13 protein-coding genes are annotated in these 11,585 nt (G+C 58.7%); 10 read left to right on the top strand and 3 right to left on the bottom strand.

Features of this window, described 5'->3' with window-relative positions; genetic code table 11:
• Window position 1 precedes the first annotated feature (1 nt).
• The 7 genes from CHU71_RS00270 (at window position 2) to CHU71_RS00240 (ending at window position 5,428) form a co-directional block, all read left to right on the top strand.
• Window positions 2-517: a phosphoribosyltransferase gene (locus tag CHU71_RS00270; protein WP_147759832.1), complete on the top strand. Its 516-nt coding sequence runs from the start codon at window positions 2-4 to the stop codon at window positions 515-517.
• Between the two features lie 20 nt (window positions 518-537).
• Window positions 538-2,034 (top strand): SulP family inorganic anion transporter, encoded by a 1,497-nt coding sequence (locus CHU71_RS00265; protein ID WP_147759831.1) that lies wholly within the window; start codon window positions 538-540, stop codon window positions 2,032-2,034.
• A 102-nt stretch (window positions 2,035-2,136) separates the two neighbouring features.
• Window positions 2,137-2,784, top strand: coding sequence for a heme oxygenase (biliverdin-producing) (locus tag CHU71_RS00260; RefSeq protein ID WP_005530528.1), 648 nt, complete (start codon window positions 2,137-2,139; stop codon window positions 2,782-2,784).
• A gap of 103 nt (window positions 2,785-2,887) precedes the next feature.
• Window positions 2,888-3,670 carry an HtaA domain-containing protein gene (locus CHU71_RS00255; RefSeq protein WP_147759830.1) on the top strand — a complete coding sequence of 261 codons (783 nt, stop codon included), beginning with the start codon at window positions 2,888-2,890 and terminating at the stop codon, window positions 3,668-3,670.
• 247 nt (window positions 3,671-3,917) lie between these two features.
• On the top strand, window positions 3,918-4,406 hold the full coding sequence (locus CHU71_RS00250) for a ferritin (RefSeq protein ID WP_147759829.1): 489 nt from the start codon (window positions 3,918-3,920) through the stop codon (window positions 4,404-4,406).
• 196 nt (window positions 4,407-4,602) lie between these two features.
• Window positions 4,603-4,824, top strand: a complete 222-nt coding sequence (locus CHU71_RS12945) for a hypothetical protein (protein WP_223197274.1) — start codon at window positions 4,603-4,605, stop codon at window positions 4,822-4,824.
• Window positions 4,825-4,834: 10 nt separating this feature from the next.
• A complete protein-coding gene (locus CHU71_RS00240; RefSeq protein ID WP_100086792.1) occupies window positions 4,835-5,428 on the top strand; it encodes an HAD family phosphatase in 594 nt (197 codons plus the stop codon).
• Window positions 5,429-5,439: 11 nt separating this feature from the next.
• Here CHU71_RS00240 and CHU71_RS00235 read toward each other — a convergent pair whose 3' ends face one another.
• Together CHU71_RS00235 and CHU71_RS00230 are read right to left on the bottom strand one after the other, a co-directional pair.
• Entirely contained in the window at window positions 5,440-6,531 is a 1,092-nt protein-coding gene (locus CHU71_RS00235; protein ID WP_147759828.1) for an ROK family transcriptional regulator, read from the bottom strand.
• Window positions 6,532-6,596: 65 nt separating this feature from the next.
• Window positions 6,597-7,337: an NAD-dependent deacylase gene (locus CHU71_RS00230; protein ID WP_147759827.1), complete on the bottom strand. Its 741-nt coding sequence runs from the start codon at window positions 7,335-7,337 to the stop codon at window positions 6,597-6,599.
• A gap of 30 nt (window positions 7,338-7,367) precedes the next feature.
• On the opposite strand from CHU71_RS00230, the gene CHU71_RS00225 reads away from it, so the two are divergent.
• Window positions 7,368-7,937 (top strand): TIGR00730 family Rossman fold protein, encoded by a 570-nt coding sequence (locus CHU71_RS00225; RefSeq protein WP_049151487.1) that lies wholly within the window; start codon window positions 7,368-7,370, stop codon window positions 7,935-7,937.
• 69 nt (window positions 7,938-8,006) lie between these two features.
• Window positions 8,007-9,668: a DUF885 domain-containing protein gene (locus tag CHU71_RS00220; RefSeq protein WP_147759826.1), complete on the top strand. Its 1,662-nt coding sequence runs from the start codon at window positions 8,007-8,009 to the stop codon at window positions 9,666-9,668.
• A 62-nt stretch (window positions 9,669-9,730) separates the two neighbouring features.
• On the opposite strand, the gene CHU71_RS00215 is transcribed toward CHU71_RS00220, so the two are convergent.
• The gene (locus CHU71_RS00215; RefSeq protein WP_147759825.1) at window positions 9,731-10,783 is read right to left on the bottom strand and encodes an AbrB family transcriptional regulator; all 1,053 of its coding nucleotides are present in this window, start codon (window positions 10,781-10,783) and stop codon (window positions 9,731-9,733) included.
• A 21-nt stretch (window positions 10,784-10,804) separates the two neighbouring features.
• Between CHU71_RS00215 and CHU71_RS00210 the strand changes: the two genes are divergently transcribed.
• Window positions 10,805-11,584, top strand: a complete 780-nt coding sequence (locus tag CHU71_RS00210; RefSeq protein WP_046645775.1) for a TSUP family transporter — start codon at window positions 10,805-10,807, stop codon at window positions 11,582-11,584.
• Window position 11,585 lies beyond the last annotated feature (1 nt).

The following is an 11,585-nucleotide window of genomic DNA, read 5'->3' as shown; positions in this document are numbered from 1 at the left end:
CATGACCCAGCCCGAGTGGTACCACCCTGATCGCGAAAACCTGACGTGGGAGGTCTTCGGTGAAGCATCCCGGCACCTGTCTCAGGAGATTGTGGATTCCGGCTGGTTCCCTGAGCTCATCGTGGGTGTCGCCCGCGGCGGCCTCATCCCAGCAGGCGCCATCGGCTATGCAATCGGCGTCAAAGAAATGGGCGCAATCAACGTGGAGTTCTACACCGACATCGGGGAGACCCTGCCCGAGCCAGTTCTGCTTAACCCGCAGCTGGATACCGATTCCTTGCAGGGCAAGAAGGTTCTGGTGGTCGATGACGTGGCTGATTCTGGAAAGACTCTCGATCTCGTGGTCAACCTGCTGGCGGAAACGGCCGCCGAGGTGAAGTCAGCCGTTATCTACACCAAGCCCACGACCATCTTTGAGCCGGATTTCTCGTGGAAAGAGACAGATGCCTGGATCAATTTTGCGTGGTCGGTTCTGCCTGTTATCACTGCTGACGGTTCCTTTAGGGAAGGGGCCTAGGGGCCGCTAGAGTATGTGCGGTGTCTCAACAACCAGCACCTGCATCTACGCAACCCGCACCTACTTCTGTTCTCGGCAGTTTTAAATACGCATTTTCTTCGCCAGCGCGCTTTCGTATGGAGGTCTTCGGCGGCCTCGCGGTAGCGCTGGCGCTGATTCCTGAGGTTCTCAGCTTTTCCATCTTGGCAGGGCTCGATCCGCGCGTGGGTTTGTTTGCCTCGGTGATCATGGCAATCTCCATCGCGTTTACCGGCGGACGCCCCGCGATGGTTTCTGCGGCGGCGGGCGCGGTGGCCTTGGTTATTGCGCCGTTGTCGTACAGTCACGGCCTTGACTATGTGGTGGCCACCATCATGTTGGCCGGCATCTTGCAGATCATCTTGGCGATGCTGGGCGTCGCCAAGCTCATGCGTTTCATCCCGCGCTCGGTGATGACCGGATTCGTCAACGCTTTGGGCATCATGATGTTTACCGCGCAGCTGCCGCACCTGCGCGACGTCCCGTGGATGGCATACGTGCTGGTGGGCGTGGGTCTGGTGATCATGCTGGTGCTGCCACGTCTGACCACGGTGATCCCTGCGCCTTTGGTGACCATCCTGGTGGTCACGGTGTTGGCTATTGCATTCGGGTGGGAGGTCACGGACGTGGCCGACCAAGGTGAGCTGCCTACGAGCCTGCCGGGATTGTTTATCCCGAACGTGCCGCTGAATCTGGAGACGCTCGAGCTCATCGCTCCTTACGCGATTGGCGTGGCTCTGGTGGGGCTGATGGAATCGCTGCTGACGGCGAAGCTTGTCGACGACATTACGGACACGCACTCCGATAAGACGCGCGAGTCCTTAGGCCAAGGCGTGGGAAACATCTTGTCCGCTCTGATTGGTGGAATGGGTGTGTGCGCGATGATTGGCCAGACCATGATCAATGTGAAGGGCGCGCAGGCACGCACGCGCTTGTCGACGTTCCTCGCCGGCGTCTTCCTGCTCATCCTCGTCGTGGTCTTGGGGGAGACCGTCGGCCGCATTCCTATGGCGGCGTTGGTAGCGGTGATGATTATTGTCGCTGGTACGACCGTGGATTGGCACTCGATTAACCCGCGCACGCTGCGGCTTATGCCGCTTTCGGAAACAGTGGTCATGTTGGTAACCGTGGTGGGCACCTTGCTCACCCACAACCTGGCAGTGGGCGTGGTCGCTGGCGTGCTGACGGCGTCGGTGGCTTTTGCTCGCCGCGTGGCGCATTTCGTGTCGGTGGACTTGGAAGGAAACACCTACTTCGTGCGCGGGCAGCTTTTCTTCGCGTCCTCGAACGATCTGGTTTATGCCTTCGACTACACGTTGCCGGAAGAGCGCGTGGTTATTGACCTAAGTGGCGCCGAAATTTGGGATGCCTCCACGGTGGCGACGCTGGATTCGGTGCAGGAAAAGTATGCCGACCGCGGGGTCGAGGTGGAATTCCGGGGCTTGGATGGTGCGAGCTTGCAGCGCTTGGAGCGTTTGAGCGGAAAATTAGACTGGTAGTTCTTTTGGTTGATTTTCTCCTCAAATATTGATTTTTAGGCGACCCTAACTTTAAATTGGTTTCAGTAAGTTAGGTAAGCGTTACTTTTCTAAGGAGAATTTATGACCACTGCACTGGATCAACCGTTATCGCTGGCTTTGCGCGAGGCGACTGCGCGTGCCCACGAGGGGGCGGAGGGATCGAGCTTTATGCAGCGGCTCATGGCGGGCGAGCTAGATGCCAAAGCTGTCGCCGATCTGACCGGTCAGCTGTGGTTTGTGTATGAGGCGTTGGAGCGAGCCGTGCGTGCTGTGGCGGAAACGGCAACCGCGAGTGCTGTGGCCGATCCGCGTTTGGAGCGCCGTGATGCTCTCGAGGTCGATCTGACTCAGCAGCTGGGAGGGGATTGGCGTGATAAGGTTCGCATCTTGCCGGCTACTGCGGCTTATGTGGCCCGCCTTGAGCAGTTGGCTGCACCTGAGCACGCGGTTGAGGTTGTGGCGCATCACTACGTGCGCTACCTCGGTGACATTTCCGGCGGCCAGGTTATTGCGGCGCGGTTAGGTGCACTGTATGGGATTGATCCGGATGCGCTTAACTTCTACGACTTCACCGCGATCGGGAAGATTCCGCCTTACCGTAATGGTTACCGGCAGCGTATTGATGAGATGCGATTGGTAGAAGCGGAGCGGGCGGCGCTTATTTCTGAGGCCCAGGCGGCTTTTGCGTTTAACTCGGGCATCTTTGCTGAGTTAGATCGGCTCCACTAAAACAGGTCTTGACTTTAAATTTAGCCTTGCCTAACCGATCTTTGGTATGGCAAGGCTAAGCTTGCATACTTTCATCTACACTCTTTCTGATTCGGAGAACTAGATGAAGCCAATCTCTGTGCTCACCGCCACCACTCTCGTGGCCGGTGCTCTCGCGGTACCTACTGCTACCGCTGCCCAAATCCCTGCCCTCGCTTCCGGTGAGCTCAACTGGCCCATCAAGGAGTCCTTCATTTCCTACGTACAAAAGCCTTTTGCGAAAGGTAAGATTGAGGCCACTGATGGTGCCGTCCTCGCTGGCAAAACTTTCAAGCTTCCAGTGAATGCTTCCGCATCCAAGGTTGACGCAAAGGGTAACGGAACCATCGACACTAATGGCTCGCTGCACTTCCAAGCGCACCCGGGCCTGGGCCCAAATGGCAGCTTTGGTCTCGATATGACGTTCAGCGACATCAAGGTAGTGGTTTCCGGCACTGATGCCACCATCACGGCGGACGTGAAGGCCACCGGCACCAAGGGGCCAAGCAGCAAGGAGGCACTTGAGACCAACCTGGATGACGCAAAAATCTCCACTTTTAAGTTGAGCGAGGCAATTGTTCCGGCAGCAGAGAAGACCTACACCACCAAAGGTGCACAGACGTCCATCACCCAGGTTGGCAGCGACGTGATGCTGGGCACCTACAAGCCGGGACCGCTAGAGGACGGAAACACTGACCTCACTGTCACCTATGCCAAGGCGGCTACTGAGCCAGATCCAAAGCCTGAAGCGGGTTCTTCCGCGGGTGCAATCGGCGGCATTATAGCCGCGATTATTGCGATTCTGGCTGCAGTCGGTGCTGCCTTCTCTGGTGCGATTCCGGGTCTGAAACTGCCGAAGCTGTTCTAGGCAAGGGCGGCGTCGTCAAGCGTGGCTTGGTTGTGTCGCGGTTGTCCTAAGGTGGGAATGTAGTGGTGGATATCCTGAGTAAAGTTAGGATATCCAACCCAAAAAGTAGCCTTGACCGGCATGTTTGCTAAAGCAACCCTTCCTAGCGCGACGGAAATAAATCTGTATTGTTGGTGTTGCACTTAATGAAACGCCCCGGTTTGATAGGAAATTGCACTTACCGGGGTCTTAGAGAAAGGTTCCTGACATGGACGAGAAGCTGCAAACCCTCCTGAACAATCAGGTTAACAACGAGCACGGCGCTGCTCTGATTTACACCCAGCTGGCATACGAGTTGGACAACCTCTCCTTCCCGGGTATGCGCGACTGGTTCTACGCACAGGCTGCAGAAGAGCGCGAGCATGCGCAGAAGATTGCTCAGCACCTGCTGGACCGCGGCTACCGAGTAGAGCTTTCTGACATCCCAGTTCCTTCCATCAAGGCAGCAACTCCGTTGGATGCTTTCGAGGCTGCCTTTGCTCACGAGCAGAAGGTATCCGAGCAGATCCGTGAGATCGCTCGCGCCGCTGACGCTGCTGGTGACTTGGATTCCCGCTCCCTCATTAACTGGTTCTTGGATGAACAGATTGAGGAAGAGGCTACTGTTAGCGAGATTATTGACCAGATCAAGCTGGTTGGCAACGATGGCTCTGGCCTGCTGCGCATCGACGCTGGCCTGGCATCCCGCAACTCGTAATATCTATAACGAAGCCGTCAAGATTTAATAAAGTCTCCCATCGAGTAAACGCTCGGTGGGAGACTTTATTTATGACTACCAAGAACAAGATCCTCATCAGTTTTGCACTAGCACTACTGGCGGTGGCTCTAGTCGGTGGTATGGCTATGAACTCGACGTACCTTGCGTTGGCACATTTCTTTTCACCTTTGCGCTGATGCTCGGTCCAGTAGCAGGGTTCGGGATGCTAGCGGGTGCGCTTGGCGTGTGCCGTCCGGTGACTCGCTCGCTGTATAGCTTGGCTGGGCTTTTACTGCTCGGATCCGTTGCCTCTATCGGTATGCTGCCGTGGAGTCATGCTGAAGTTCCGCTGCCGATGTTCGTTGCCGGTGCCGCGGTGGGAATCCTGGCTGTGCTGACTCAGGCGCGCCGCGTCTAGACTGGGGCGCATGGCTAAGCTTCTTTTCGACATGTACGGCGTGCTCATGCGCATTGCTAGCGCGGAGCAACAAGCCGAGCTCGAGAGGCTGGTAAATCCCGCGGACCCCGCGAGGTTCTGGGAAGCTTATCAGGAGTTTCGCCCGGCATATGACGCCGGAATCATGTCCGATTCAATGTATTGGAACCGCATTTCTGCCAGCGTGGAGCTCGGGGAGTTTGACATTGCGGAAGCTGTGGAACTCGACAATCGCTATTACATGGACTCCGAACCGGAGATGGTTGCTTTAGTGCAGCGGCTCATTGGCGAGGGGCACACGGTGGGCTTGCTCTCTAACATCCCCACTACCTTGGCGGATGCCGTACGCAGTGAACACGATTGGATTGAAGACTGCGCTGCAGTGGTATTTAGCTGCGATATTGGCGTGGCCAAACCGGATGCAGAGGCATACAAAGTTGCCGTCGATGCTCTTGCCGCGACAGCTGAGAAGGTGCACTTCTTTGATGATCGGCAAGACTTTGTCGATGGAGCGGCCGCTGCAGGATTGCAGGCGCACTTGTTCACGAGCGCCGACGACGTGCGCGCAATCGTGGACGAGTCTTAAATGGACGAGTCTTAAAACAGTTCCAGCGGCACGCGCAGAAGCGGGTCCAGCGCAATTGTACGGGTGATGGCGCGAACGATCTCTTTGAGGGAGGGGATGACGCGCAGCTGGGTACTGCGGCCGGCCTTTTCGCGCACCGCGGCAGCAAAGAGCTTCGGGGCTGCAGGATCGTCGAGGAAGGCGCTACCCGCTACAACGACAGTGGCTGGTTTATATTCGTTTACCAGCAATGCGGCGATTTCGCCCAGTTGGCGGGCGCGGTCATCCAGGATTTTGCGTTCAGCCGGGTTGTTTGCGGCAGCTGCGACAGCCTCCGTCAAGGTGCCGGTGCGGCCGAGCTTGCGCAGGACGGCCGCTGTGGTGAGTGATTCCTCTGGGTCGGCGAGCTGGGATGTCGCCGGAAGGGGAATGATCTGGGAAACTTCATCATTAGCAGACAGTGCCGCACCGATAGAGTCATCCGCGAAGAGAACGAGAACCGGATCGGTGTTACCGAGCTCGGCCGCCTGTGTTTCGGAGCCCAAGATAGCGGGGATTGCGGAGGAGACGACCACGGGAACGCCAAACTGAAAGCGCAGGCGCTCGGCGATGTCGACGTTTTCCCAGCCCAAGTTGCTCGCAGTAATGCGGTCCTCGTTGTCCACGGTGCCAGAGGTGGTGACGCCGACGGAAACCAGCTTGCGATCGAGGCCGGTCATCAGGCGGTTGACGCCCGCCATGATGTGCTCAATGAAGTCTTCTTCGCTCAACTGCGCCACTGGGGTAGGGACGTCGTCTTCGCGGATCGTGCGGCCCATCGTGTCATAAAAGCCGATGTGGGTTTGGGAGGTACCCACCGCAATGCCGGCGAGAATCCAGTTATTCTCGGCGACCTCAAGGGGAACGGTGGGGCGGCCGCGGCCGCGTGAACGAGTCAGGTCATTGCGTTCCTGGACGAGGCCCTTTTGGAGAAGAGCCGCGGTGGCACGGGTGATCGTGGGTTGGGATAGACCAGTCGCTTCGACGAGCTCACTGCGCGTGATGATCGGATTAAGACGCACGAGGTGGAGGCACTTCGCCGCCGGGGTGCGTGGGCGCGTGAACACTGGTCCAGGTTTGAGCATGCGTAAAGTATAGATAGGCTAGACCGCCTTGTCTAATGGGGCACTTGACAGCTAGACAACATGGTCTAAAGGTTGATCAACTTGGGAAGTGCATCCGAGGCCGTTGAATTAATAAAAACCGTAGATAAGCTGGTTAAATCTGTGCTTTGCGGAGAAACTTCGATGATTGGTGTTCCTAACTGGTGTGCTATCCGGGGCAGTCCAGCGGCGGGGTATACCACGCCCGAAGTGCCCACGATTATCACCAGATCGGCAGCGGCCATCCTCTTGCCTGCTTCCTCCCATTCCCGTTGGGGAAGGGCCTCGCCGAACCACACGACGCCCGGCCGCACCAAGTTCCCGCAGAGCGGGCACTTTGGCGGAGTATCCGTATCGACTCCGCCGCGCCAGGGGCGCCCACACATGCAGCATCTGAAGGCAAAGAGGGAACCGTGGAGATGCACGACGTCGTCAGTGCCTGCTCTCTCATGCAGGTTATCAATGTTCTGGGTGGTGACAGTGACCTCTTTATCCCACTGCGCCAACGCAATATGGCCCGCGTTGGGCTGCGCCTTTTCCGCCTGATGGCGGCGGTGGGCGTACCAGCGCCACATACGGATTGGGTCCTTGGCCCATGCATCAATGGTTGCCATGTCCTGTGGGTCTACGTTCTCCCAGATTCCAGAATCGGGATCGCGGTACGTGGCTAGACCTGAATCGGCAGACATGCCAGCACCCGTGAATACCTCAATGCGGTGGGCGTTCCTTATTAAATCGCGCGCGCGATCCAGAGCATGGCGAAGCGGGGTGCTGGCACTGTCATTCATGAAAGCCACGATAGCTATAGGATGAAATCCATGAAGTCAGTTGCGGTGTATTGCGGATCGGCCACAGGTAACTCTGAAGCTTATGGTGAGGCAGCCCGGCAGCTGGGGGAGGAGCTGGCAGACCGCGGTCTGAACCTGGTTTATGGCGGCGGCAACGTGGGACTGATGGGCATCGTGGCAGACGCCTGCCTCGCCCACGGCGGAAGCGTAACCGGCGTGATCCCGGAGCAGCTGGTGGATCTGGAGCTCGCGCATCCGGGCCTGACCAGCCTTGAAGTGGTGGAAACCATGGCGGAGCGCAAGACTCGAATGGAGAACCTTGCGGATGCCTACATCTGCCTGCCAGGCGGCGTGGGAACGTTGGAGGAGCTCGCTGAGGTTCTCACCATGCAACAGCTCGGCCACGTGACGGGACCTGTGGGACTGGTGGATACTGAGGGGTTCTGGCGCCCGTTCGTCGATATGTTTGCCGCAATGTCTAAGGCAGGCTTCGTGCAGCGCCGCTTTGTCGACGCCCTGGTTCTAGCACCCACTCCCGTGGCTGTGCTGGAGGGATTCGAAGGTTGGGTAAATCCAGGGATTAAGTGGAATAACAAGTAGTTAACAAGGCCGCAACGTTTGGCTTTTAAATTGGCCCTAACTTGCAGATCGAGGATAGACTTCACCCTCATGAGTTCAGAGTCAACCCACAAGCGTCAGCCCTCTCTGTTGGACGCCGCCTGCGATAACTTTGTTCATGACCTCGCACAGCTTAGCCCTACCGAGGCAACCGCCTGGGGAATCCCGGGTTATGAGGGTGAACTGCAGGATTTCTCACCTGAGTACTACGCTGCCATCGCGGATCGCACGCGAGACATGGTCGCTGACGTCGATGCGTTGGATGACACCACCGACGAGTCTGATGACGAGGATGACTTCGACGAGGTTGACTACGTAACCGCCGCGGTCCTGCGTGACCGCCTCTGCCTGGACCTTGACCTGCATCACCATGGTGAGGACATCCGTAGCCTCAACAACATCGCTTCACCAGTGCAGACTATCCGTGACACCTTGCTGCTCATGCCGCAGGACACTCCGGAACAGCTGGACGCCATTCGCTCCCGCCTGTCCAAGGTGGGCGGTGCATTGACCGGATATAAAGACTCCCTTAAGGAGGCTGCTTCGCACGGCATGGTTCCGCCGCACCGCCAAATTAACGAGGTCTTTGTGCAGTGTGAACGCCTTGCCGACTCCGATTCGATGCTGGAGCACCTGGGAGTTGAAGGCCCTGAGGTGGAAGCAGCAAAGCATGCGTTTGGTCAGTTCGCTGACTGGCTATCCAACGACTTGCAGCCGCAGGCTCCTACAGAGGATGCCGTGGGGCGTGACCGCTACGAGCGCTTCTCCAAGCTGTTCGTTGGTGACACCGTCGATCTTGACGAGGCTTATGAATGGGGCCTTGAACGCGTTGCCGAAATCAGCGCTGAGCAAGAGAAGATCGCCCACGAGCTGTACGGTTCTGACTGCAACGTGAAGACCGCGATGCGCAAGCTTAACCAGGAAGAGCGCTACGTTCTTGAGGGCACCGACGCGCTGGTGGAGTGGATGCAGGCCACCGCGGACAAGGTGATCAAGGAACTCGACGGCACTGAGTTCGATATTCCGGAGCAGATCAAGAACATCGAGTGCCGCATCGACCCTGCGGGTACTGGTGGAATCTTCTACACCGCACCGTCGGATGACTTCTCCCGCCCAGGCCGCATGTGGTGGTCCGTTCCGGCCGGTCAGGAGCGCTTCCACACCTGGCAGGAGCTGACCACGGTGCACCATGAGGGCGCGCCGGGCCACCACCTGCAGTTGGGTTCTGCGCTGGTGCAGGAGGATCTCAACCTGTGGCGGCGAGCGGTGACCTGGAACTCCGGACACGGCGAGGGCTGGGCACTCTATGCTGAGGCGCTCATGGCTGAGCTGGGTTACATGGATGATCCTGGTTTTCGCATGGGGCTTCTCGACGCCCAGCGCTTCCGCGCCGCCCGCGTGGTGGTCGACATCGGATTGCACTTGGGCAAGAAGCTGCCGGATTGCACGAATCCGGGCAAGTGGGACAAGGCGCATGTGAAGACGTTTATGCGTGAGAACACCGCGATGGATGACGCGAACCTGAACTTCGAGGTCAACCGTTACCTGGGCTGGCCAGGCCAAGCGCCTTCCTATGCTCTGGGCGAGCGCCTGTGGCAGCAGACCCGCGAGGAAGCCGTGGCGCAGGGTATGTCCGTGCGTGACTTCCACTCCGAGGCCCTCGCACTGGGCTCGGTTCCGATGTCTATCCTGCGCCACGCAGTCCTTAATTAAAGGACCCCGATTCCCCTGCCGTCAGAGCCGGTACAGTGCCTGCTCTAGCTTTCGAAACCCTACTACCGCAGGCGTTTGAGCAGGCGCAAGATCTGTGGGAGATAGCCCGCGATGACCAAGACGATGATGAGGCGGATGATCTGCACCGCCACGACGGCTGGGCCCGCGCCACCTTCAGCGGAGAGCGCCAGAACGGTTTCGAGTGCGCCTGGCGAGGTGGCGAGGTAGGCCTCGAAGTAGCTAATTCCGAGCCACGCCGTCAGCGGCCACGCGGTCAGCGCGCATACGCCCATGACCACAATGATGAAAAGGATCGTGGCCGGAAGCTGCTTGGCAAAGGACTTCAGTGCGGGGACGGACAAACCGCCGCCGCAGACCCAGCCAATGGACATGAATGCCATGATCTTGAACGCGTACAGCGGTTCCAGCGTGTGGCCCGCCGGCAGGAACTGCGCCACGATGACGGTGATGATGAGCGGGCCAAGCACCGATGAAGCTGGCAGGTGAGCGAGCTTGCCCAATCGCTCGCCCAGAACGGCAATAGCCACCGTGAGCAGCACGATCCACCAGGTGGTTTCACCTTGGACGCTCATGTCGACGCCTTGCCCGGCCGGGCTGGTCAGCAGCGACACTATGAAAGGCAGGGAGATGGATACCGCCAGAAGGCGCAGGTATTGCGTCAGTGCGACGTAGCGATAGTCAGCACCGAGCTCACTGGCCAGCGCGGGCATGAGGGACGCGCCACCAGGGAGCATTGACAAGATGCCGGTCTCCCAGGAAATATCCTTGGGCTGCGAGCGGTGCAGCAGCATGCCTCCTGCCATTCCGACTAGGGCCGTGATGAGAGACATCGTGATAGCGGCAGGGACTAAACCGATGATGGTGGAGGCCGCCACCAGGGTGAGGGGCATCGCCGCCATTATGCCGATGAACCCGCGGGCCACGGCGTAGAAGTGCTTGCTCACGACGAGCTCTTCGCCCGTGCTGAGCGCCATGGCACCCGAGACAAGAAGGGCTGCCAAGATCCAGGCGGCGGGGACGTGCAGATAGGTGAAAAGGGTTCCCACTGCGAGGGAGCCCGGAACGACTATGGCCCAACGTGCACGAACAGACATGGCATCGAGTTTAATAAATGCATGGAGCTCGCAGACTTGGGGATTAATGGCTGGGCAATTTTGACGTCAGGAGCAGCAGTTGCGGGGTGGATTGACGCCGTCATCGGCGGCGGCGGTCTCGTGCTGATTCCGCTCATTATGGCCGTAGCGCCGCAGCTCGCACCGGCCACCGCACTGGCTACCAACAAGGTGGCCGCAGTGTCCGGAACGGCGTCGGCTGCCTTTACTCTCGTTCGCAAGGTGCGCCCTTCGGCGGCCGAACTCATTCGCCTGGGTCTAGCGGCAATGGTGTGTTCGGGCCTAGGCGCGGGCGCCGCAGCGATGATCGACAAAGACGTGATGCGTCCGCTCATCATCGTGCTGATGGTCTGCGTTGGTGTCTTCGTGGCTTTCCGCCCCAGCTTCGGTACGAACGAGAGCGAAGGAATCCGCGGCGGCTGGCGCACGTGGGCGGCTCTGGGCGCGGTGGCGTGCATTGCCTTTTACGACGGTATCTTTGGCCCCGGCACCGGCATGTTCCTCATCATGGCGTTCACCGCAATTTTTTCGCAGAACTTCTTGCGCTCTGCCGCCATGTCCAAGGTGGTGAACACCTGCACTAACGTCGGTGCACTCATCGTGTTCATCCTGGGCGGGCACATCCTGTGGGGTCTCGCCCTGGTTCTAGCTGCAGCCAACGTACTTGGCGCCCAGCTCGGTGCGCGCACTGTCTTAGGCGGCGGCACCAAGCTGATTCGCTACGCCTTGCTCACCCTCGTCGTGGTGATGAGCATTTACCTCTCCGTGCAGCAGTGGGGCTAAA

Origin of the sequence: Corynebacterium sp. LK14, from assembly GCF_008042215.1 — a bacterium.
In the GTDB taxonomy this organism is placed as follows: domain Bacteria; phylum Actinomycetota; class Actinomycetes; order Mycobacteriales; family Mycobacteriaceae; genus Corynebacterium; species Corynebacterium striatum.
Note: the sequence above shows the minus strand (reverse complement) of the source record. Positions and strands in the feature narration are given on the sequence as shown.

Excerpts from the sequence above, each read along its gene's own strand:
- CHU71_RS00270 (WP_147759832.1), top strand. The coding sequence starts at position 2 with ATGACCCAGCCCGAGTGGTACCACCCTGATCGCGAAAACCTGACGTGG.
- CHU71_RS00260 (WP_005530528.1), top strand. The coding sequence starts at position 2,137 with ATGACCACTGCACTGGATCAACCGTTATCGCTGGCTTTGCGCGAGGCG.
- CHU71_RS00255 (WP_147759830.1), top strand. The coding sequence starts at position 2,888 with ATGAAGCCAATCTCTGTGCTCACCGCCACCACTCTCGTGGCCGGTGCT.
- CHU71_RS00250 (WP_147759829.1), top strand. The coding sequence starts at position 3,918 with ATGGACGAGAAGCTGCAAACCCTCCTGAACAATCAGGTTAACAACGAG.
- CHU71_RS12945 (WP_223197274.1), top strand. The coding sequence starts at position 4,603 with ATGCTCGGTCCAGTAGCAGGGTTCGGGATGCTAGCGGGTGCGCTTGGC.
- CHU71_RS00240 (WP_100086792.1), top strand. The coding sequence starts at position 4,835 with ATGGCTAAGCTTCTTTTCGACATGTACGGCGTGCTCATGCGCATTGCT.
- CHU71_RS00235 (WP_147759828.1), bottom strand. The coding sequence starts at position 6,531 with ATGCTCAAACCTGGACCAGTGTTCACGCGCCCACGCACCCCGGCGGCG.
- CHU71_RS00230 (WP_147759827.1), bottom strand. The coding sequence starts at position 7,337 with ATGAATGACAGTGCCAGCACCCCGCTTCGCCATGCTCTGGATCGCGCG.
- CHU71_RS00225 (WP_049151487.1), top strand. The coding sequence starts at position 7,368 with ATGAAGTCAGTTGCGGTGTATTGCGGATCGGCCACAGGTAACTCTGAA.
- CHU71_RS00220 (WP_147759826.1), top strand. The coding sequence starts at position 8,007 with ATGAGTTCAGAGTCAACCCACAAGCGTCAGCCCTCTCTGTTGGACGCC.
- CHU71_RS00215 (WP_147759825.1), bottom strand. The coding sequence starts at position 10,783 with ATGTCTGTTCGTGCACGTTGGGCCATAGTCGTTCCGGGCTCCCTCGCA.
- CHU71_RS00210 (WP_046645775.1), top strand. The coding sequence starts at position 10,805 with ATGGAGCTCGCAGACTTGGGGATTAATGGCTGGGCAATTTTGACGTCA.